This window comes from Pseudomonas monachiensis (assembly GCF_047345015.1).
GTDB classification, from domain to species: domain Bacteria; phylum Pseudomonadota; class Gammaproteobacteria; order Pseudomonadales; family Pseudomonadaceae; genus Aquipseudomonas; species Aquipseudomonas monachiensis.
Genome location: NZ_CP178857.1, coordinates 1,678,206 through 1,699,880, shown reverse-complemented (window position 1 = coordinate 1,699,880; position 21,675 = coordinate 1,678,206). Strand labels below are relative to the sequence as shown.

Here is a 21,675-nt window from a genome sequence, read left to right as displayed (position 1 = left end):
GAGCTCTCCGTTGAGGCAGGAATAACGGCGGGCAGGCACAAGAATAGAAGGCAACAAAGCCTGGCATCGCCCACCGTGATGCCGCTGGATGAATCAGGCCGGTCTCCGGGCTCATGAGTGGCGCGGGGCCGGACTGTGCGCCTTCCCGCATCGATTCGACACAGTGGCATCACACACAGTTTTCACTCATTTACCGTTGCGGGGGCAGCGCCGGAATTGCGGGCCTTCGACCAACAGAAGGACCCACTCACCGGCTTCCCTGTTTCACTCTGTCGACCCAAGCCACAGAGCACCTGAAACAAGCCGCGAAGGTTAGAGGGTTGGGGGTGGAGCGTCAATTAAAGCCGGGAGGCCATCGGCCGAATAACTGCCATCAATCAATAAACTGACGTCAATCTTGTGCCACGCTCCCAGCAGTGATATCAAAGAGCCACAATCTCACAACACAACAACAAGGGTGAGCCCATGCAAGGCATGATCATCAGTAATCCAAAGCTGGAATTCCTGCGTCCGGTGCTCGAACACTGGTTCGAATGCATCGACCGTTACAACGCCGTCCGCGGCGATGGCGACACACCGTACTGGCACGACGAAAAGGCCAATCTCGGACTGCTGTCCGCCGCCGCCTGGATGGCCGAGATGGTCACGCTGCAACAGACGCCCACCCGCAAGCAGACAGAAGAAGGCGAACGCAACAGCCGCGCCGACCTGCTCCTGGCCTCCTCCGAAACCCGCGCCTACATCCAGACCAGCCAGCGCTGGCCAAGGGTCAACAGCCTCAACCTGTCCCAGGCCCTGCTCGATATCGCCAGCGATGCGAAGCGCCTGAGCCACGCCAGCGACCTGAAACTCGGCTGCCTGTTCGTCGCCCCGCAAAAAGCCCAGCAGGGCGCCACGCCGGAAGAACTCCAGGACATGGTCGACGACCTGCAAAAGGAACACAGCTGCGCTGTCGCCTGGTATTTCCCTTATGCCTATCGCAAGTTGCGCAACGAAGCCGGCAACTATCACCCCGGCATTGCGGTGCTGTTCAAGGAGGCTCGCGGCTGAGGGTTGAACCATCGCACAACAATGCTTCTCTATGATTAGAACAAGGCATTCATAGGGAAGACCAGCATGCGCACGCCCCCGCTCGCTCTCGTTATCGCGCTCTGCGGAGGGCTCGCCGCTTGTGGCGAGACCTCCCGCCTGCAAGTCTCCGATGGCACCGGCCCATCACCCCGACTACCAGAACCCAACAAGACACTGGTTCCGACCGTGAACATCGCCCCGGCCATCGGCTGGCCACAGGGTGCGAAACCCATCGCCGCCACGGGCACGCAAGTGACCGCTTTTGCCGAGGACCTGGATCACCCCCGCTGGCTTTATGTGCTGCCCAATGGCGATGTGCTGGTGGCGGAAACCAATGCACCACCCAAACCCGAAGACGGCAAAGGCATTCGCGGCTGGGTCATGAAGAAAGTCATGGGCCGCGCCGGGGCCAGGGTGCCCAGCGCCAACCGCATCACCTTGCTGCGCGACAAGGACCACGATGGCGTCGCGGAAACCCGCACGGTGTTTCTGCAGAACCTCAACTCGCCCTTCGGCATGACCCTGGTCGGTAATGACCTGTATGTGGCCGACACTGATCGCCTGCTGCGCTTTCACTATGAAAATGGCGATACGCAGATCAAGTCGCCGCCGATCAAGGTGGTCGACCTGCCGGGTGGCCCGCTGAACCACCACTGGACGAAAAACGTCATCGCCAGCATGGATGGCAGCAAGTTGTACGTCACCGTGGGCTCCAACAGCAACGTCGCCGAAAACGGTATGGACAAGGAAGAAGGTCGCGCGGCGATCTGGGAAGTGGATCGCGCCACCGGCCAGCAGCGGATCTTCGCCTCCGGTCTGCGCAACCCCAACGGCATGGCCTGGGAACCGCTCAGTGGCGCGCTGTGGACCGCGGTCAACGAACGGGATGAAATCGGCAGCGACCTGGTTCCGGACTACATCACTTCGGTGAAAGACGGCGCATTCTATGGCTGGCCGTACAGCTACTACGGCCAGCATGTCGATATTCGCGTTGAGCCGCAAAACCCCGACCTGGTGGCCAAGGCGATCGCCCCGGACTACGCCGTCGGCCCGCACACGGCATCACTGGGCCTGACCTTCGCCGAAAACAGCAAGCTGCCACCGCCCTTCACCCAAGGGGCATTCATCGGGCAGCACGGCTCATGGAACCGCAACCCCCACAGCGGCTACAAAGTGATTTTCGTGCCGTTCAGCGCTGGCAAACCTGCCGGAAAGCCCGTTGAAGTGCTCACAGGTTTTCTCAACGACAAGGACCAAGCCATGGGCCGCCCGGTGGGCGTGGTGATCGACCGACAGGGTGACCTGTTGGTGGCTGACGATGTGGGGAACAAGGTGTGGCGGGTTTCGGCTGCCAGGTAACACCATCCCGGATGAACTCAGAACCTGTGGGAGCGAGCTTGTCTCCGGGCGGCGATCCGACGATGAGGCCGGCACATTCAACTTTGATGTTGCCTGACCCACCGCCATCGCGAGCAAGCTCGCTCCCACATTGGATTGGAGTCAGTGCTTACCTTTTGCGGCAAAGGGTCAAACCATCACCAATCGGCAACAACGACAGATCCACCCGCGCATCTTCCTTCAACGCCCGGTTGAGCGCCTGGATCGCCCGGGTGTCCGCGCTCTCGGGATTGGCCTCAAGCACGCGCCCGCTCCACAGGGTGTTATCGAACACCACCAGCCCGCCAGCTCGTAGCAATCCCAGGGCGTGTTCCAGATAAGCCGGATAGTTGGCCTTGTCGGCATCGATGAACACCAGGTCGTACTGCCCGCCCTGCCCTTGCCGCTCAAGTTCGGTGAGGGTGTCCAGCGCCGGGGCCAGTCGCAGGTCAATCCGTTCGGCTAGCCCCGCTTCCTGCCAATAGCGCCGTGCAATGGCGTTGTAGTTGCCAGGGATGTCACAGCAAATCAGCGAACCGTCAGCAGGCAATGCCGCCGCCATGCACAGTGCGCTGTAGCCGGTAAAAGTGCCGACTTCGAGCAAGCGCCTGGCCCCCGTCAGCTTTACCAGCAAAGCTAGAAACTGCCCCTGCTCGGGTGCCACCTGCCAGCGTGCCATCGGCAGCGCCTGGGTCTCATCGCGCAAGCGCTTGAGCAGCGGCGTTTCGCGCAGGGAAACATCGAGCAGGTATTGGTACAGATCGTCGTCGAGATTGAGCGTGCGAGCAGTCATGACCACCAGCTCCGGAAGTTATGGATTGCGCGCCAAATGTTCAGGCTGCAGCACACGCTTGGCGCTCAGGTAAGCCTTTTGCCAATACGCCTTGGACAGGCTGTCGAGCTTCACGGTGCCACCGGTGGCCGGCGCGTGGACGAAACGCCCTTCTCCCACGTAGATGCCGGCATGACTGACCTGGGAACCGCCATTGGTGGCGAAGAACAGCAGGTCGCCGGTCTGCAAGCCTTCCTTGCCCACATTCGCCGCTTGCATGGAGATCATCTCGCGCGTGGTGCGCGGCAAGGCAATGCCGGCGACATCGCGGTACACGTAAGCGATCAGGCCGCTGCAATCAAACCCGGAATCCGGTGTGTTGCCACCCCAGCGATAAGGCGTGCCCACCAGCCCAAGGGCGCGAAACAGCACGTCTTCCGCTTCGGGCGAAAACGCTTGTGACGAGCCAAATACGATGGGAGCACGAACCACCGGCGCAGGAGGCGGTGTGCGACTGGCGCAGGCACTGAGCAGCGCTGCGAAGAACATGATTGCGAGGCGGGCCGACGTCGTCATAAGCAGAACATCCTGATCTGGCTGCGGCTTTTTCTGCGGAGAGCGCAGAAAAGAAAACCGCCTGCGTTGGACGCAGGCGGTTTGCCATCATTTGTAGATCAAGATTCTAGCGGCTACACGACAAACTTCAAGTAAGACTTTAAGTTCGCCTTACAAATTGTCCGCTTATTTGCGTGCAGTGACGATTGGCGATGCGTTAGGTGCCATTGCCAGGGCGCGCTTGGCTTCGATGAAGGTCTTGCTCCAGTAGCTGTCGCCCAGGCTATCGATACGCACACCACCGCTGCGGCGGCTGCTGGAGTGGATGAACTGGTTGTCGCCCAGGTAGATCCCGGCGTGACTGACGCGACCACGACGACCGTTGGTTGCGAAGAACAGCAGGTCGCCCGGTTCAAGCTTGCTGCGCGAGACCAGCGGAGCGTCCACGTTGATCATTTCGCGGGTGGAGCGTGGCAGGTTCATGCCCGCTTCTTCGCGGAACAGGTAACCGATGAAACCACTGCAATCGAAGCCGGCTTCAGAAGTACCGCCGAAACGGTAACGGGTACCGATCAGGGACATGCCACGTTCGAGGATGCTGTCGGCCAGGACTGGAAGCTGGTAGGACTTGCCGCCAGCGAAGTCTGCGAGTTCTTTTTCGGTAGCCAGCTCTTCCTGAAAGAGAGCGGAAGACTGGGCAGTGGCCGAGTGTTGAACCTGCTGTTGCGGAGCTTGCTGGGCCACTGGAGTGTGGGCCGCGCAACCGAACAACAGGGTGACGAGTGCGAGAGGCACGAGGGGTGCGAAGCGATTTAGCATGGGCACGACCGTGGCTGATAGTTGTAAAGAAGCCGAGACTATGCCCGCTATCAGCCTCATTTGCAAATTCAATCGATCTTTTTGTGACTTATCCGTTTCTCGTTTACATCTAAGCGCTTAAGCCCATTTTAAACATGCACGCGGCCTGCAACCTGGCAGGAAAGCGGGATATCTGGCGCCTGAAAGATGCCTAACCGCCTAAAAGCTCCGGTTTCAGCGGGTTTACCAACCGAGGGTTTCTTTCAAAAACGGGATTGTCAGCTTGCGCTGAGCCTGGAGGGAGGCCTGGTCGAGACGCTCGAGCAGCTCGAACAGCGCACTCATGCTGCGGGTACCGCGAGTCAGAATGAAATGCCCGACTTCATCGGTCAGATGCAGGCCACGACGGGATGCGCGCAATTGCAGGGCACGCAGTTTGTCCTCATCGGACAGCGGACGCATCTGGAAGATCAAGGCCAGGGTCAGGCGGGATTTGAGATCCGCCAGCTTCACCGGCAGCTCACGCGGGGATGTCGATGCGGCAATCAGCAAGCGTCGACCGCTGTCACGCAAGCGATTGAACAGATGGAACAGCGCCTCTTCCCAGTCCGCTCGCCCGGCAACCACTTGCAAATCATCCAGGCAGACCAGTTCGTACTGTTCCAGGTTGTCGAGGATTTCGATGCCGCGATCGAGCAACTCGGCCAACGGCAGGTACACCGCCGGCTCGCCCAATTGCTCGAAGCGCAGGCAAGCGGCCTGCAACAGGTGCGTACGCCCTACCCCGTCCTTGCCCCAAAGATAGATCAGGCTTTCGGTCCAGCCGGCGTCGGCTTCGCACAGCCGCTCGACATAGCCGAGTGCAGCGGCATTGGCGCCTGGGTAGTAGTTGATAAAGGTGGCGTCGTCACGCAGACGCACACCTAGGGGCAGCTGAATCGGTTTCATGCTGACTGAACAGTTCCAAAGGAACCGTTAGTGGCCTCTATGTAAAGTTTGCGAAGTTTATACCCGTGAAGCGGGTCGCACAATGCGACAGACCACAAGCAAAATCAAAGGTTTGCGTTAATGCACCGGTTTTGTGACAGATTCTTTGGCGGTGCATGTGACAGTCGGGCGAAGCCAGCAGACTGATCCGGTACGAACCCGGGCAGCCCGCCATCGCCTATTGCCCCCCCTTAAACCTGCGGCTCGTCGCCTCTTCTATAGATCTCAGAATCCTTATACAAATCATTCACATGGCGCACCAGCACCATGATCACCGCGGCGACCGGCAATGCCAGTAGCACACCGGTAAAGCCAAACAGTTCACCACCGGCCAGGATCGAGAAAATCACCGCCACCGGGTGCAGGCCAATCCGGTCACCGACCAGCAAAGGGGTCAGCACCATGCCCTCCAGCGCCTGACCGACCATGAACACCGCGACAATGCCGAGCATGGGGTAAAGATCACCACCGAACTGGAACAACCCAGCAAGCAGCGCCGCGCCAATGCCGATGATAAACCCCATGTACGGCACGATCGCCGCCAGGCCGGCAATCAGGCCGATCAGCAGGCCCAGCTCCAACCCGACCAGCATCAGGCCGGCTGCGTAGATCACACCCAGGGCCACCATCACCAGCAACTGCCCGCGCACGAACGCTCCGAGCACTTCATGGCATTCACCCGCCAGCGACACCGCGCGCGCCTCACGATCACGGGGCAACAGGCTGCGGACCTTGGCCATCATCAGGTCCCAATCGCGCAGCAGGTAGAAGCTCACCACCGGAATCAGCACCAGGTTCGCCAGCCAGCCAATCAACGCCAGCCCCGAGGCCGTGGCATGGCTCAACACTACGCCGACAACATCAGTGGTCTGACTCATATGCTCGCTGATGGCGGCCTTGAGCTTGTCAAACTTCCAGAAACCGTCCGACAGGCCGAACTTCGATTGCGCCCAGGGCAACGCCGTGTGCTGCAGCCAGTCGAGCATCTGCGGAGCCAGTTCATATAAACGAAACAACTGCCTGGCGAGCAACGGCACCAACACCAACAACAGCGCGGTGAAGATCAAGGTAAACAGGGTAAATACCGCCACGACACCCCAGGTTCGGGACAGGCCTGCCTTCTCCAGCCGATCCACCAGCGGGTCGAACAGGTAGGCCAACAGCAGCGCCACCAGGAACGGCGTGAGGATCGGATGCAACAACCAGACAAACACACACAGCAGGACCACCCCACCGAGCCAGAACCAACGCCGCGTATCGGCCATGAGCCACTCCATTGCTTCTATATAAAGAAAGAAAAACTACCAGCGAAAACGCAGTTGCGGGATCGGGGCCGGCGCGGCGGCTGGCGCCGGGCTGCCGGCGGCTGGCCGAACGGGCGCTACCGGGGCCGGGACCTGACCCGCCGGCGCTTCCTGCAGCCTCGCCAGCGACAGTTGCGCACGCAGTTGATCGACGCTGCCGTTGACCCGATAGAGAATCCGGTCGCCCTCGACACTTTGCACACGCCCGCCAAACGGTTCCAGCAAACGCCCGAGAGACGCGTAGTGTTCAAGATTCATGCCTTGCACTTCCAGCAGTTGCTCGCTCGAAGCACCGGGTTTGGCGACAAACCGCGGCGCCAGGCGCTCGTTGACCGCCAGCATCACCGCATCGGCCACGGCGGCCTGATCGGCGCCTTGCACGCTGCCCGCCTCTTTTTTATCCCCCAGCCACAATTGCCACTTGGCTTGCCACTGCCCGCCCTCCTCCTTGGCGTGTACCGCGAGCAGGGCGTCGGCGTTGTAGCGTTCCGATGCCGCAAGCAAAGGCGCGGGATCTGCGCCTTCCAGATTCGGCGCAGTGGCGACGATCTGTTCGTTCAGGTCCGCCAACGGCAAGCGCAATGGCAAGCCACGGTGCTGGGCAGCCCGACGCAACGGCATCGCGCTGGCCTGGCCGTCGCCCACCAGGCTTGAACCCTCGGTGGAATCATTCAACCACCAGCCGAGGATCGACGGTCGATTGGCGCCCCACATGGCCAGGCCGGCACGACGCAAGGCCTGCTCGGTGGTGCCCGGGTCGAAATCGACCTTCAGGACTTCCGGCGGCCCGGCCTCAAAACCGTATTGGCTGATGATCTGTTGCGGGTCTTTGCGAATTGCCGCCAGCCCCGGGCTTTGCGCGGCCTTGGGGTCGCCGGTCAGGCGCAACACGAGCGTGTCCAACGCACGCTGGGTCGCCTGGTCGCGCTCCTCGGGCGACTGGCCATTCACCGGCTCGCGCACCAGGTAAAGGCCTTTGACGGTTTCGGCTTGACTGACCAGGCTGACCACTGACAAACAACTCACAAGCAAGAATTTACAAAAACGCATGGAAGATTCCTGATGACAAGAGCGGCTGGAACAGACCGCATGAAGACGATCGAGCAAGACTGTGACCGTTGCCCGACGCAAAACATTCACACGCTCCGGGTAAGTTTTCGCACTGTCATAACGATAGACGGTTAATCGCGATACCTTATACAGCCATGCAGGATGCCACCGACACCGCGCATCAACGGTTTTTTTTGACCGGATATGGCCCTGCTGTCGGCCTGAGGATGGCCGCTGCGCCTCAAGCCTGATAAAATCGCGCGCCTTCGCAGACCGGCAACAGCCGGGTAGTGTCCGAATAGCGCGCATGGTTCTCGCCTACGCAGTTTCGGCGCTCCCGACGGACTCGGTCGTTACCCAGAAATCCCCCCCCTAAAGGCCTGGATCATGAGCAAGCAACCCTCCCTGAGCTACAAGGACGCCGGTGTAGACATCGACGCCGGTGAAGCATTGGTCGAACGCATCAAGAGCGTCGCCAAGCGCACTGCGCGCCCGGAAGTCATGGGCGGCCTGGGCGGTTTCGGCGCCCTCTGCGAAATCCCGGCCGGCTACAAGCAGCCTGTGCTGGTTTCCGGTACTGACGGCGTCGGCACCAAGCTGCGCCTGGCACTGAACCTGAACAAACACGACAGCATCGGTATCGATCTGGTTGCCATGTGCGTCAACGACCTGGTGGTGTGCGGCGCCGAGCCGCTGTTCTTCCTCGACTACTACGCCACCGGCAAACTGAACGTCGACACCGCCGCCCAGGTTGTGACTGGCATCGGCGCTGGCTGCGAACTGTCGGGCTGCTCGCTGGTTGGCGGCGAAACCGCTGAAATGCCGGGCATGTATGAAGGTGAAGACTACGACCTGGCCGGTTTCTGCGTCGGCGTCGTGGAAAAATCCGAAATTATCGACGGCTCCAAGGTCGCTGCCGGCGATGCCCTGCTCGCCCTGCCATCTTCCGGCCCGCACTCCAACGGCTACTCGCTGATCCGCAAGATCATCGAAGTGTCCGGTGCCGACATCGAGAACACCCAGCTCGACGGCAAGCCGCTGACCGACCTGCTGATGGCCCCGACCCGTATCTACGTGAAGCCGCTGCTCAAGCTGATCAAGGAAACCGGCGCAGTCAAAGCCATGGCCCACATCACCGGTGGCGGCCTGCTGGACAACATCCCGCGCGTTCTGCCAAAAGGCGCTCAGGCCGTGGTTGACGTGGCCAGCTGGAACCGCCCTGCAGTGTTCGACTGGCTGCAAGAGAAAGGCAACGTTGACGAGAACGAAATGCACCGCGTGCTGAACTGCGGCGTGGGCATGGTCATCTGCGTCGCTCAGGAGCACGTGGAAACTGCCCTGAACGTTCTGCGCGAAGCGGGCGAACAGCCTTGGGTCATCGGCCAGATCTCCACCGCTGCCGAAGGCGCGGCTCAGGTTGAACTGAAGAACCTCAAGGCTCACTGATGCCTAAGACCTGTGATGTCGTGGTGCTGTTGTCCGGCACCGGCAGTAACTTGCAGGCCTTGATCGACAGCACGCGGACCGGCGACAGCCCGGCCCGCATCGCTGCGGTGATTTCCAACCGCGCCGACGCCTACGGCCTGCAGCGCGCCAGTGACGCGGGTATCGATACCCGCGCCCTGGATCACAAGGCTTTCGAAGGTCGCGAGGCCTTCGACGCCGCGCTGATCGAACTGATCGACGCCTTCAACCCCAAACTCGTGGTTCTGGCCGGATTCATGCGCATTCTCAGCGCTGGTTTCGTACGCCATTATCAGGGTCGCCTGCTCAATATCCATCCGTCGCTGCTACCCAAATACAAAGGGTTACACACTCATGAGCGCGCGCTGGAGGCCGGCGACACCGAGCACGGCTGCTCCGTGCACTTCGTCACCGAGGAACTCGATGGCGGACCACTGGTCGTACAGGCTGTAATACCGGTAGAGTTACAGGATTCGCCGCAGAGTCTGGCGCAGCGGGTCCATGTTCAGGAACACCTGATCTACCCGATGGCCGTACGCTGGTTCGCCGAAGGTCGTCTGGCCCTCGGCGAGCAAGGTGCTTTACTGGATGGACAGCTACTCGCGGCCAGCGGCCACTTGATTCGAAACTAGGAGATTTTATGCGTCGCGCCCTGCTCTTCGCTTGCGCTCTGCTCGCCTTGCCCTTGACCCAGGCGGCAGACCTTCAACCTTTCTCCGCCAGCTACACCGCCGACTGGAAACAGCTGCCCATGAGTGGCACTGCCGAGCGCAACCTCGAAAAAACCAGCGATGGCAAATGGAAACTGAGTTTCAAGGCATCGATGATGATCGCCAGCCTGTCCGAGGAAAGTACCCTCACCATGGACAAGGACACGCTTCTTCCAGAGTCGTATCACTTTGAACGTGGCGGCTTGGGCAAGGCCAAGAAAGCGGATCTGGATTTCGACTGGAACACCAAGATGGTCACCGGTACCGATCGCGGCGACGCGGTCAAGGTTCCGCTGAACCGCGGCATGCTCGACAAATCCAGCTACCAACTGGCTCTGCAGCACGACGTCGCCGCCGGCAAAAAAAGCATGAGTTATCAGGTGGTCGACGGCGGTGAAGTCGATACCTATGACTTCCGCGTGCTGGGCGCTGAAAAGGTCGACACCAAGGCCGGCAAGATCGATGCAATCAAGGTTGAACGTGTACGCGACCCGACACAAAACAAACGCATCACCGTGATGTGGTTCGCCAAGGATTGGGATTACCTGCTGGTCCGCCTGCAACAAGTCGAAACCGACGGCAAGGAATACAACATCATGCTCCTGGACGGTACGGTCAACGGCAAGCCGGTCAAAGGCAGCTGATCCGGATCGATACAAAAAGCCCCGCAGTCGCGGGGCTTTTTTGTGGGTTCTGAAAATTGGAACACCCGACAAGCGCGATGGCTCTATACCTTCAAGGTCTTTTTTGATCGAATGAGTTTTCCTGTCGCCTGCGAGGTTTGCCATGACTGTTACCGTCAATACCGTCTCCGCCGAAGGTTTGCGCCACAGCGTCCAGATCGATGACCACGAACTCTTCGCCGACGCGCCCGTCACGGCTGGCGGAGAGGGCTCGGCTCCGGAACCGCACGATTATTTCGATGCCGCGCTGGGTGCCTGCAAAGCCCTCACCCTGAAGCTGTATGCCAGGAAGAAAGACATCCCGCTGACCGGTGTCGGCGTCGAGGTCAAGCGCGACAACAGCCTGGAACAGAAAGGCCAGTACGCGCTGCACGTCAAACTGACCCTCAAGGGCGTACTCACCGACGCCCAGCGCGATGAACTGCACCGCGTGGCCGATCGCTGCCCGATCCACAAGCTGATGACCACCTCTGAAGTCAGCATCGAAACGCACTTGTCCGAAGGCGCGTTCAGCCAATAGCGGCAAGGGCTGCCCAAGCGGGTTATGCTCGAACGCATTACCCGCTCAGCCTGGAACGCACCATGAACACTCCGCTAGTGATCCGCCCCCGCACCGAAGATGTCGAAGGCCAGCCGATTCTTCGCCCGCTGCCATCAGCCAAGTGCCGCAGCGTCGGGCCATTCGTGTTTTTCGACCACATGCTGGAAACCCGTTATCCACCGGGCAAAGGCATGAACATCCGCCAGCATCCGCACATTGGCCTGTCCACCCTCACCTACTTGTTCCAGGGGCAGATCCAGCACAAGGACAGTCTCGGTTCCGATCAAGTGGTCGGGACTGGCGACGTCAGCTGGATGACGGCCGGCAGTGCCATCGCCCACGTCGAACGCACCCCCGAGGCTCTGAAAGAAAGCGGTTTCACGATGCACGGCCTGCAGATCTGGCTGGCTTCACCCAAGGACAAAGAGCAAGGTCCGGGGCATTACAGCCACCATCCGGCGTCCACATTGCCGGTCAGCGAAAACCTGGGAGTGAAGATTCGCATGATTGCCGGGTCAGGCTTTTGCCTGGAATCGCCCGTGCCGGTGCTTTCTCCTACGCTGTATGCGGAACTGCACCTGCAAACGGCGACCACATTGCTGATTCCCACCGAGCATGAAGAACGCGCGCTGTATGTGTTGAGCGGTGAGGTGCAACTCGATGGCGAGTCGATAGAGCCGTACTCGCTGGTGGTACTGCCTGCGGGGGAGGAGATGACTCTGTTTGCTGAAAGCGACAGTCACACCATGTTGTTCGGAGGTGCTCCGCTGGACGGGCCACGACGGATCAACTGGAATTTTGTCGCGAGCGATCCGGCGGCGATTGATGAGGCACGCCGGCGTTGGGCGGCCGGGGACTGGCCGACGGTGCCGGGGGAAGTTGAGCGGATCGAATTGCCCTGAGATTTTAGTTGCCTGTGGAACCGCCTTCGCGAGCAAGCCCGCTCCCACATTGGAACGCGGTTAAATGTGGGAGCGGCGGTGCGACGATTCGACTTGCTCGCGAAGGGGCCGGTTCAGGCTCTGACAAAGTCGGTGTCAGGCAACAGATCAGCCCTTGAACACTTCATCCAGCAGATTGTGCATCGACGTGAACGCCCGGGCAGCCACCTTGGCGTCATACATCATCATCCCCGGCACGTTGGCGTGCGGGTCGGTGAACGAGTGGAACGCACCGCCGTAGCTCAGCAACTGCCAATCCACACCCGCCGCGTTCATTTCATCTTCGAACGCCGGCAACTGCTCCTTCGGCACCAGCGGATCGGAGGCACCGTGCAGCACCAGGACCTTACCCTTGATGTTATTCGCATCAGCAGGGTTCGGCGTGTCCAGCGTGCCGTGGAACGACACCGCGGCCTTCACCGGCGCGCCGGTACGGGCGAATTCCAGGGCGCAGCAGCCGCCGAAGCAGAAACCGAAAGTGGCCAGTTTCGAAGTATCGACAGCCACCTCGCCCTGCCCCTGCAGCTGCTCGAACGCCACTTGCATGCGCTTGCGCAGCAATGGGCGGTCATTCTTCAACGGCATCATGGCCGCGCCGGCCTCGTCATTGTTCGTCGGACGAACCGATTGACCGTAAAGGTCAGCGATCAACACCACATAACCCTTGGATGCCACTGCTTTGGCGATCTCTTCGGCACCGGCGCTGACACCCATCCAGTTCGGCGCCATCAACAACCCCGGGCGCGGGCCTTTATGGTCGGCATCAAAGGCCAGACGGCTTTCGTAAGCCTGGCCGTCAATCTGATAGGCAACGGAACGTACAGTGATTTGGCTCATTTCTGACTCCTGATTATTGAACACCAGAATGAAAAAACCCGCCGAAGCGGGTTTTTCTGCAACACGGTCAGGCCGATAGTTCGACCAGCAGCTTGTTCAGACGGCGCACATAGGCCGCCGGGTCTTTCAAACTGTCGCCGGCCGCCAGGGCCGCCTGATCGAAGAGGATGTGCGCCAACTCACGGAAGCGCTCGTCGCTCTGCTCGTTGTCGAGCTTCTCGATCAGCGGGTGAGTCGGGTTGAATTCGAAGATCGGCTTCGAATCCGGAACCTTCTGACCGCTGGCTTCGAGGATCTGACGCATCTGCAAACCCAGGTCCTGCTCGCCGATGGCCAGAATCGCCGGGGAGTCGGTCAGACGATGGGAAACCCGAACGTCAGCAACGGATTCGCCCAGCGCAGCTTTCAGACGCTCGACCAGACCTTCTTTGGCCTTGGCGACTTCTTCCGCGGCCTTCTTGTCCTCTTCCGAGTCCAGGTTGCCCAGGTCCAGGTCACCGCGTGCCACGTCGACAAAGCTCTTGCTGTCGAAATCGCTGAGGTAGCTCATCAGCCACTCGTCGATGCGGTCGGTCAACAGCAGCACTTCGATGCCTTTCTTGCGGAAGACTTCCAGGTGCGGGCTGTTTTTGACCTGGGCGTAGGTTTCACCAGTCAGGTAGTAGATCTTGTCCTGACCTTCCTTGGCACGCGCCAGATACTCGGCCAGGCCAACAACCTGCTCGCCATCGTCGCCATGGGTCGATGCGAAACGCAGCAGGCCGGCGATTTTTTCCTTGTTGGCGAAATCTTCTGCCGGGCCTTCTTTCATGACCTGACCGAAGTTTTTCCAGAAGCCCTTGTATTGCTCAGGCTCGTTCTTCGCCAGTTTTTCCAGCATGTCCAGGACGCGCTTGGTCAGCGCCGACTTCATCGAGTCGATGATCGGGTCTTTCTGCAGGATTTCCCGCGACACGTTCAGCGACAGGTCGTTGGAGTCGACCACACCCTTGATGAAGCGCAGGTACAGTGGCAGGAAGGACTCGGCCTGATCCATGACGAACACGCGCTGCACGTACAGCTTCAGGCCTTTCGGCGCTTCACGCTGGTACAGGTCGAACGGCGCACGGGTCGGCACGTACAACAGCGAGCTGTATTCGAGCTTGCCTTCGACCTTGTTGTGGCTCCAGCTCAGCGGGTTTTCGAAATCGTGAGCGATGTGCTTGTAGAACTCCTGGTATTCCTCGTCCTTGATCTCGGTACGCGGACGGGTCCACAGGGCGCTGGCGCGGTTGACGGTTTCCCACTCAACGGCCGGCTGCTCTTCGCCTTCGGCAGCGGCCACTTCTTTCGGCAGCTCGATCGGCAAGGCGATGTGGTCGGAGTACTTCTTGATGATGTTGCGCAGGCGCCAGCCATCGGCGAACTCGTCTTCACCGGATTTCAGGTGCAGGACGATGCGAGTTCCGCGTTCGGCCTTGTCGATGGTCGCCACTTCGAAGTCACCTTCGCCCCTGGACGACCAGTGCACACCTTCGCTGGCAGCGCTGCCGGCACGACGGCTGTACACATCGACTTTGTCAGCAACGATGAATGCGGAGTAGAAACCGACACCGAACTGGCCGATCAGGTGCGAGTCTTTCTTCTGGTCGCCGCTCAGGTGCTTCATGAAATCGGCGGTGCCGGACTTGGCGATGGTACCCAGGTGGGTGATCGCGTCTTCGCGGCTCATGCCGATACCGTTGTCTTCGAGGGTGACGGTTTTAGCGTCCTTGTCGAAGCTCACACGGATTTTCAGTTCGGTGCCGCCTTCCAGCAACTCTGGCTTGGCCAGGGCTTCGAAACGTAATTTGTCGACAGCGTCAGAGGCGTTCGAGATCAATTCGCGAAGGAAAATTTCCTTGTTGGAATACAGCGAATGGATCATGAGATGCAGCAGTTGCTTCACCTCGGTCTGGAAGCCCAGGGTTTCCTTTTGAGTTTCCACACTCATGGTCATCAAACTCCAATCAGATGGCATAAGCCGCGACCATGAGGGTCGACGGCGGGTTGTCCTCAGAGTTTGGGGCTGAGTTCAGGATTTCAAGGGCTCTTCGAGTTTGAAATGTGCACGGGCCGTGGCAATGGGTTCGGCTTCGGTGCTTTGCCAGGCGGTAATCGCCACATTGGCGACCCGGCGTCCCTGGCGCCAGACCTGGCATCGGGCCCAGGTATCGCGAAATTGCCCGGCTCGCAGGTAATCCAGGGAGAAGTCGATGATCTTCGGTACCCCGGGCGATCCGGTAAACACCAACAGGTGCAGCGCCGCGGCCAATTCCATGAAACCGGCGATCACACCGCCATGAATCGCCGGCAACAAAGGGTTGCCAATGTTGTCCTTGTTCGCAGGCAGCTTGAACAGCAACTCATCCCCCACCCGCGAACATTCGACGCCGATCAGCCGAGCATAGGGAATCAAATCCAGCAGCGCGGCGTAATCGCCCTGCTCGTGGGCCTTTTGCAATTGATCCTTGATCGACTCGTTCATTGCGCACCTCCGGTAACCGCGCCACCAAAGCCCTTGGTGCCCTTGATGTGCTTGCCCATGCGCATGAAAGTGCCCATCACATGGGCAATGGGTTGCCCGGGGTCATCCTGATAGGCGAAGCCACGGGCAAAAATCACGTCGGTGGTGACCCGATAGCACTGGGCAAAGCCATAGACATCCTTATGCGGCTCGGCGGCGTGCATGTAGTCGATGCGCAGGTCGAGGGTCGGGCAGACTTCGAATTCCGGGAGCACGCAGAGGGTCGCCATGCCACAGGCGGTATCCATCAACGAGGTCAGCGCTCCGCCATGAATCACGCCGGTTTCGGGATTGCCGACGATCTGCGGGCTGTAAGGCAGTACAATCGTCAGCCCTTCGTTGCTGGCGCTGTGAACGCTTAGTCCAAGTACCTGGCAATGTCGCAGCGCTGACAAAAAGCGCTTCGCACGCTCAAAAACGGGGTTTTCAGCCATTTGATAAAGCCCTTGTTTATGTCCGTACAGTGCGGTGGCGGCCCGGATAAAAGTTCCGCGCTAGAGCAAACTTATATATCTGAAAGAATTATGGAACTTAACCCTGATGCGTGGGCTCTTAATGCCAGTAGATGCTTTTCATCAGGAGAAACACCCCATGCGTAAGACTTTAGCTATTGCCTTGATGTTGACCGCTTCCCTCGGTCTCGCGGCCTGCGATAAAAAATCCGAGGACAAAGCTCAAGATGCTGCCAAACATGCTGAGCAAGCTCAGCAAGACATGAGCAAAGCTCAGGATAAAGTGAACGACGCTGCGAAAGAAAACGCCGAAGCCGCCAAAGATCAGGCTGAATCGAACGCTGAAGCGGCAAAAGAGGCTGCTCCGGCTGCTCCAGCCACTCCAGCCGCTCCGGAAGCACCTAAGAACTAATACGGTTTTTAGCGTGGCAAAAGAAAACCCGCCAAGTGCGGGTTTTCTTTTGCCTTGAAAAAAAGTGGTTAGAGCAAAAACGTTCGAAAAGTCGGACTAATCATCAACAACAGCGAACAGATTAATCCCAGTAGCCAAACCAGACTGCGCTGCCAGGCCAGGTCCTTCCAGTAACACACCAGATAAATAACCCGCGTGATCACGAAGATGATCGCCAGACAGTCGATCAGCCAGCCCGCCGTCTGCGTGGTATGCGCCATCAACACACCCACCGCAAACAACATGAAGGCTTCGAAACTGTTCTGATGCGCTGCCACCGCCCGGGCACCCAGCCCCGTGAGTTGCATCTGCTGTTGGCGCGGCAGGTGGTTATCGTAACCACCCTGCTCTTTCATGGCCCTGGTCACGGGCATTCGCGCCAGATAAATCAACACTGCACTGATAAACACGCACCAGAATGGAATACTCATCAAGCAGCCTCTTTGATTACCTCCGGCAACGGCGCCTCTGTAGGGGTATAGACCATCACGTCGAGTACGTCGGAATGAAACTCGCGGTGGTACAACACGAATACGACGCCGGCACTCATCAACATGAACAGCCACGGGCTGACGAACCAGGCCAGCATGGTCATGCCGAAGTAGTAGGAACGCAATCCGAAGTTGAACTGGTTGGCGGCCATGGAGATGACGCGGGCGGCGCGGGAAGCGAATGCCTTGCGTTCCTGCTCCGACACATGGCGCTCGCCGACCATCGGCGCCGAACCCACCAGTACCGCGGCAAAGTTGTACTGGCGCATGCACCAACTGAAGGTGAAGAACGCATAGACAAACACCAGCGCCAGGCACAGCAACTTGATTTCCGACATGCCCTGAGACGCCTGTTGCACCATCGGGATATCCGCCAGCAACGATACCGCCCGTTCCGAAGCCCCCAATACCGTGAGAATACCGGCCAGGATAATCAACGTACTGGAGGCAAAGAACGAAGCATTGCGTTCCAGATTGCCGATCACGCTGGCATCGGCGATTCGGTTGTCGCGCAGCAGCATGCGGCGCATCCAGTCTTCTCGATACAGGTGCAGCACACTGGCCAGGCACGCGGTGTCACGGCCTTTCCATGTGGCATAGCGGGTGTACCCGCCCCAGCAGATAACGAACCAGACGGCGGCAAGAAGGTGGATCAGGTTGGCTTGGATGAACGACATGCAGGTCCTTGTGAAGTAAATGCGGATTACACAGACCCTGTGGGAGCGAGTTCCCACAAAGGGTGTTGCAGTGCTTCGACGTTAGCTCAACGGAAAAGACACCGCATCCCTCACAAAAAAAATGCCCCGTATCGATTGATACGGGGCATTTCTGTTTTTGCTCAAGACCCGCTTGTGGCGGGTCGTGAAGCGACTTAAGCCAAGGCTTCGGCGCGCTTGCCCAGCAGGCGATCGCAGACCACCGCGACCAACAGTGTCATCACCGACGGCACCAGCCAGGCCAGGCCCTGCTCGCTCAGCGGCAGGTGGGCCATTTGCGTCGGCATCCAGTCCGCCAGGCCTGCACCCTTGAGGGCATCGATCAGGCCGAAGATGAACGACACCAGCATCACCGGGCCGAGGATACGACCCTGCTCATGCCAGAAGTCCTTGCAGAAGCTCAACGCCACCAGAACGATGCACGGCGGGTAGATCGCGGTCAGCACCGGGATCGAGAACGCAATCAGCTTGGTCAGGCCCAGGTTGGACACCAGCAGCGAGAACGCGGCGAGGATGATCACCAGCGTCTTGTAGGACAGCGGCACCACACGGCTGAAGTACTCGGCGCAAGCACAGGTCAGGCCGACCGCGGTCACCAGGCACGCCAGGGAGATCAGCACGGCCAGGAAGCCGCTGCCCAGCGAACCGAAGGTGTGCTGCACGTAAGCATGCAATACCGCCGCGCCATTGGTAGCGCCAGCGGCCACTTCATGGCTGCCCGAACCGAGACGGAACAGACTGACATACACCAGTGCCAGGCCCACGCCGGCGATCAAACCGGCGATGATCGCATAACGGGTGATCAGTGCTGGCGACTCGACGCCGCGGGAACGGATGGCGTTGACGATAACGATGCCGAACACCAGCGCGCCCAGGGTATCCATGGTCAGGTAACCATTGATGAAGCCTTGGGAGAACGGCGCCGCCACGTATTCAGGCGTGGCCTGGCCAATGTCACCGGCCGGCAAGGCGAAAGCTGCAATGCCCAGCACGGCCAGGGCGATGATCTTCAGCGGCGCGAGGAAGCGCCCTACGGTATCGAGCAAACGGCCCGGATACAGCGAGATGAAGAACACCAGCAGGAAGTACACCGAGCTGTACAGGAACAGCGCCAGCGGGCTCTCGCCGGTCAGCGGCGCCAGGCCCACTTCGAAGGATACCGTCGCGGTACGTGGCGTCGCGAACAGCGGGCCAACAGCGAGGTAACAAGCCGCTGCCAGCAGGCCACCGGCGACTTTACCGATCGGGCTGCTCAAGGCATCCATTGCACCGCCGACCTTGGCCAGCGCCACAACGGTGATCACCGGCAGACCGACCGCCGTGACCAGGAAACCCAGCGCCGCCATCCAGACATTGGGCCCGGACTGCAAACCGACGATAGGCGGGAAGATGATGTTGCCAGCCCCGACGAACAGGGCAAACGTCATAAAACCAAGTGCCAGGATGTCCTGGCCTTTCAACACTTTCATTAAGGAAATACCACACTACTGAATCGGAATTTAGAGAGGGATTTCCCTATGGGTGAGGGAAATGCTGTCAGTCCGTATAAGACCGACCCTTTTAGCGCGTTGCCGCCTTGTGGGCCGCAGACGCAAAAATGGCGCGTAGCCTAACGAATTTGGACCAGAAACGCACTGTTAGAGGGCGAACATTCCGATCTACGACATTTTCGTGTCGCGTTTATGCATGTAAATGGTTGGTGTCTGTAAGTCCGTCATCGCGAGCAAGCTCGCTCCCACATTGGAATGCGTCGCCCTGTGGGAGCGGGCTTGCCCGCGAAGAGGCCAGCACAGCCAACACAAATGCCGGAAACGACAAAGGCCACCCGAAGGTGGCCTTTGTCAGCAGAGTTGCAAGCTAAGCGCGAGGCTTACTTGACAGCCCAACCGGTCAGCTCGGCCAGGGCCTTGCCGATGTCTGCCAGCGAACGCACGGTTTTAACGCCTGCGTCTTGCAGAGCAGCGAATTTCTCGTCTGCAGTGCCTTTGCCGCCAGAGATGATTGCGCCAGCATGGCCCATGCGCTTGCCCGGAGGAGCAGTCACACCAGCGATGTAGGAAACAACCGGCTTGGTCACGTGTGCCTTGATGTAGGCAGCCGCTTCTTCTTCAGCCGAACCGCCGATCTCACCGATCATTACGATCGCTTCGGTCTTCGGGTCTTCCTGGAACAGCTTCAGGATGTCGATGAAGTTCGAACCCGGGATCGGGTCACCACCGATGCCGACGCAAGTCGACTGACCGAAACCGGCGTCAGTAGTCTGCTTCACAGCTTCGTAGGTCAGGGTGCCGGAACGGGAAACGATACCGACCTTGCCTGGCAAGTGAATGTGACCTGGCATGATGCCGATCTTGCATTCGCCTGGGGTGATCACGCCTGGGCAGTTAGGGCCGATCAGGACTACGCCCAGCTCGTCGCACTTAACTTTGGCGTCCAGCATGTCCAGGGTAGGAATGCCTTCGGTGATGCACACGATCAGCTTGATGCCGCCGAAGGCAGCTTCCAGGATCGAGTCCTTGCAGAAAGGAGCCGGAACGTAGATCACGCTGGCGGTGGCGCCAGTGGCAGCTACAGCGTCTTTCACGGTGTTGAACACTGGCAGGCCCAGGTGCTCGGTGCCGCCTTTGCCTGGAGTTACACCACCAACCATCTTGGTGCCGTACTCGATGGCTTGCTGGGTGTGGAAACTACCTTGCGAACCGGTAATACCCTGGCAGATAACTTTGGTGTCTTTATTGATCAGGACGCTCATTATTTGCCCTCCGCAGCTTTGACAACTTGTTGAGCAGCGTCGGTCAGGCTGGTAGCAGCGATGATGTTCAAACCGCTTTCTGCCAGTACTTTAGCGCCCAGCTCAGCGTTGTTGCCTTCAAGGCGAACAACAACCGGGATTTTCACGCCGACTTCTTTCACAGCGCCGATGATGCCTTCGGCAATCATGTCGCAACGAACGATGCCGCCGAAGATGTTGACCAGTACTGCAGCGACGTTAGTGTCGGACAGGATGATCTTGAACGCTTCGGTAACGCGTTCCTTGGTAGCACCGCCGCCCACGTCGAGGAAGTTGGCTGGCTTGCCGCCATGCAGGTTGACGATGTCCATGGTACCCATGGCCAGGCCAGCACCGTTGACCATGCAACCGATGTTGCCTTCCAGCGCTACGTAGTTCAGTTCGAACTTGGCAGCGTGCGCTTCGCGCGGATCGTCCTGCGACGGATCGTGGAAAGTCTTCAGCTTAGGCTGACGGTACATGGCGTTGGCGTCGATGTTGATCTTGGCGTCCAGGCAATGCAGATCGCCGTCAGCCTTGATCACCAGCGGGTTCACTTCCAGCAGGGCCAGGTCGTGATCCTTGAACAGTTTGGCCAGACCTACGAAGATCTTGGCGAACTGGGCAACTTGCTTGCCTTCCAGACCCAGCTGGAATGCCAGCTCGCGACCCTGGAATGGCTGAGCGCCAACCAGTGGATCGATAGTGGCTTTCAGAATTTTTTCTGGAGTGTCGTGAGCGATTTTCTCGATGTCCACGCCACCTTCGGTGGAAGCCATGAACACGATGCGACGGCTCGAACGGTCAACGACAGCGCCCAGGTACAGCTCTTTAGCGATATCAGTGCACGATTCAACCAGGATCTTGGTGACTGGCTGGCCATTGGCGTCAGTCTGGTAAGTCACCAGACGCTTGCCCAGCCACTGCTGTGCGAAGGCTTTGGCGTCTTCTTTGCTGCGAACCAGCTTTACGCCGCCCGCTTTACCGCGACCACCGGCGTGGACCTGGGCTTTGACAACCCACTCGCTGCCGCCGATTTTGTCGCAAGCTTCTGCTGCTGCTTCCGGGGTGTCTACTGCATAACCAGTGGAAACTGGCAGGCCGTATTCAGCGAACAGCTGCTTACCCTGATACTCGTGAAGATTCATGCTTTTTACCGT

23 protein-coding genes and 1 riboswitch are annotated in these 21,675 nt (G+C 59.3%); of the genes, 8 read left to right on the top strand and 15 right to left on the bottom strand.

What is annotated here, in order from left to right:
• Positions 1–79 precede the first annotated feature (79 nt).
• Positions 80–312: riboswitch (cobalamin riboswitch) on the bottom strand.
• A gap of 153 nt (positions 313–465) precedes the next feature.
• Both ACMDB8_RS07625 and ACMDB8_RS07620 read left to right on the top strand, forming a co-directional pair.
• Positions 466–1,050, top strand: coding sequence for a hypothetical protein (locus ACMDB8_RS07625; protein ID WP_056721715.1), 585 nt, complete (start codon positions 466–468; stop codon positions 1,048–1,050).
• Positions 1,051–1,116: 66 nt separating this feature from the next.
• Complete coding sequence (locus ACMDB8_RS07620; RefSeq protein ID WP_056721714.1) at positions 1,117–2,430, top strand: PQQ-dependent sugar dehydrogenase; 1,314 nt, start codon at positions 1,117–1,119, stop codon at positions 2,428–2,430.
• Between the two features lie 148 nt (positions 2,431–2,578).
• On the opposite strand, the gene ACMDB8_RS07615 is transcribed toward ACMDB8_RS07620, so the two are convergent.
• From ACMDB8_RS07615 to ACMDB8_RS07590, 6 genes are all read right to left on the bottom strand, one after another.
• Complete coding sequence (locus ACMDB8_RS07615) at positions 2,579–3,241, bottom strand: class I SAM-dependent methyltransferase (protein WP_056721712.1); 663 nt, start codon at positions 3,239–3,241, stop codon at positions 2,579–2,581.
• A gap of 18 nt (positions 3,242–3,259) precedes the next feature.
• The gene (locus ACMDB8_RS07610) at positions 3,260–3,796 is read right to left on the bottom strand and encodes a C40 family peptidase (RefSeq protein WP_008049713.1); all 537 of its coding nucleotides are present in this window, start codon (positions 3,794–3,796) and stop codon (positions 3,260–3,262) included.
• Positions 3,797–3,961: 165 nt separating this feature from the next.
• Complete coding sequence (locus ACMDB8_RS07605; protein WP_056721709.1) at positions 3,962–4,594, bottom strand: C40 family peptidase; 633 nt, start codon at positions 4,592–4,594, stop codon at positions 3,962–3,964.
• Between the two features lie 222 nt (positions 4,595–4,816).
• Entirely contained in the window at positions 4,817–5,521 is a 705-nt protein-coding gene (gene hda, locus ACMDB8_RS07600; protein WP_007984552.1) for a DnaA regulatory inactivator Hda, read from the bottom strand.
• Positions 5,522–5,751: 230 nt separating this feature from the next.
• Positions 5,752–6,825, bottom strand: a complete 1,074-nt coding sequence (locus ACMDB8_RS07595; protein ID WP_056721707.1) for an AI-2E family transporter — start codon at positions 6,823–6,825, stop codon at positions 5,752–5,754.
• A gap of 36 nt (positions 6,826–6,861) precedes the next feature.
• Positions 6,862–7,914, bottom strand: coding sequence for a DUF2066 domain-containing protein (locus ACMDB8_RS07590; RefSeq protein WP_409078475.1), 1,053 nt, complete (start codon positions 7,912–7,914; stop codon positions 6,862–6,864).
• Between the two features lie 387 nt (positions 7,915–8,301).
• Here ACMDB8_RS07590 and purM point away from each other — a divergent pair, with 387 nt between their 5' ends.
• From purM to ACMDB8_RS07565, 5 genes are all read left to right on the top strand, one after another.
• Positions 8,302–9,360: a phosphoribosylformylglycinamidine cyclo-ligase gene (gene purM / locus ACMDB8_RS07585; protein WP_007984558.1), complete on the top strand. Its 1,059-nt coding sequence runs from the start codon at positions 8,302–8,304 to the stop codon at positions 9,358–9,360.
• Positions 9,360–10,010 (top strand): phosphoribosylglycinamide formyltransferase, encoded by a 651-nt coding sequence (purN, locus tag ACMDB8_RS07580; protein ID WP_056721703.1) that lies wholly within the window; start codon positions 9,360–9,362, stop codon positions 10,008–10,010. Before purM ends, purN begins: the two co-directional genes overlap by 1 nt.
• Before the next feature lie 8 nt (positions 10,011–10,018).
• Complete coding sequence (locus tag ACMDB8_RS07575) at positions 10,019–10,732, top strand: DUF3108 domain-containing protein (protein WP_056721701.1); 714 nt, start codon at positions 10,019–10,021, stop codon at positions 10,730–10,732.
• A gap of 142 nt (positions 10,733–10,874) precedes the next feature.
• Positions 10,875–11,291 carry an OsmC family protein gene (locus ACMDB8_RS07570; protein WP_046037641.1) on the top strand — a complete coding sequence of 139 codons (417 nt, stop codon included), beginning with the start codon at positions 10,875–10,877 and terminating at the stop codon, positions 11,289–11,291.
• Positions 11,292–11,353: 62 nt separating this feature from the next.
• The gene (locus tag ACMDB8_RS07565) at positions 11,354–12,214 is read left to right on the top strand and encodes a pirin family protein (RefSeq protein WP_409078476.1); all 861 of its coding nucleotides are present in this window, start codon (positions 11,354–11,356) and stop codon (positions 12,212–12,214) included.
• Between the two features lie 147 nt (positions 12,215–12,361).
• On the opposite strand, the gene ACMDB8_RS07560 is transcribed toward ACMDB8_RS07565, so the two are convergent.
• From ACMDB8_RS07560 to ACMDB8_RS07545, 4 genes are all read right to left on the bottom strand, one after another.
• Entirely contained in the window at positions 12,362–13,090 is a 729-nt protein-coding gene (locus ACMDB8_RS07560; protein ID WP_056721697.1) for a dienelactone hydrolase family protein, read from the bottom strand.
• A gap of 67 nt (positions 13,091–13,157) precedes the next feature.
• On the bottom strand, positions 13,158–15,062 hold the full coding sequence (gene htpG / locus ACMDB8_RS07555; protein WP_056722293.1) for a molecular chaperone HtpG: 1,905 nt from the start codon (positions 15,060–15,062) through the stop codon (positions 13,158–13,160).
• Between the two features lie 81 nt (positions 15,063–15,143).
• Positions 15,144–15,596: a PaaI family thioesterase gene (locus ACMDB8_RS07550; protein ID WP_056721694.1), complete on the bottom strand. Its 453-nt coding sequence runs from the start codon at positions 15,594–15,596 to the stop codon at positions 15,144–15,146.
• Positions 15,593–16,069 (bottom strand): PaaI family thioesterase, encoded by a 477-nt coding sequence (locus ACMDB8_RS07545; RefSeq protein ID WP_056721692.1) that lies wholly within the window; start codon positions 16,067–16,069, stop codon positions 15,593–15,595. Before ACMDB8_RS07545 ends, ACMDB8_RS07550 begins: the two co-directional genes overlap by 4 nt.
• Before the next feature lie 157 nt (positions 16,070–16,226).
• On the opposite strand from ACMDB8_RS07545, the gene ACMDB8_RS07540 reads away from it, so the two are divergent.
• Entirely contained in the window at positions 16,227–16,499 is a 273-nt protein-coding gene (locus ACMDB8_RS07540; RefSeq protein WP_056722291.1) for a hypothetical protein, read from the top strand.
• A gap of 68 nt (positions 16,500–16,567) precedes the next feature.
• Here the strand turns inward: ACMDB8_RS07540 and ACMDB8_RS07535 are convergent, their stop codons facing one another.
• The 5 genes from ACMDB8_RS07535 to sucC all read right to left on the bottom strand — a co-directional run bounded on the left by ACMDB8_RS07535 (position 16,568) and on the right by sucC (position 21,663).
• A complete protein-coding gene (locus tag ACMDB8_RS07535; protein WP_056721690.1) occupies positions 16,568–16,969 on the bottom strand; it encodes an MAPEG family protein in 402 nt (133 codons plus the stop codon).
• Positions 16,969–17,706, bottom strand: coding sequence for a DUF599 domain-containing protein (locus ACMDB8_RS07530; RefSeq protein ID WP_056721688.1), 738 nt, complete (start codon positions 17,704–17,706; stop codon positions 16,969–16,971). The genes ACMDB8_RS07535 and ACMDB8_RS07530 overlap by 1 nt, the downstream gene beginning before the upstream one ends.
• Positions 17,707–17,900: 194 nt before the next feature.
• Positions 17,901–19,214, bottom strand: coding sequence for a branched-chain amino acid transport system II carrier protein (brnQ, locus tag ACMDB8_RS07525; protein ID WP_223542122.1), 1,314 nt, complete (start codon positions 19,212–19,214; stop codon positions 17,901–17,903).
• Positions 19,215–19,615: 401 nt separating this feature from the next.
• Entirely contained in the window at positions 19,616–20,497 is an 882-nt protein-coding gene (sucD, locus tag ACMDB8_RS07520; RefSeq protein ID WP_007919877.1) for a succinate--CoA ligase subunit alpha, read from the bottom strand.
• On the bottom strand, positions 20,497–21,663 hold the full coding sequence (sucC, locus tag ACMDB8_RS07515) for an ADP-forming succinate--CoA ligase subunit beta (RefSeq protein ID WP_007919879.1): 1,167 nt from the start codon (positions 21,661–21,663) through the stop codon (positions 20,497–20,499). The genes sucD and sucC overlap by 1 nt, the downstream gene beginning before the upstream one ends.
• Positions 21,664–21,675 lie beyond the last annotated feature (12 nt).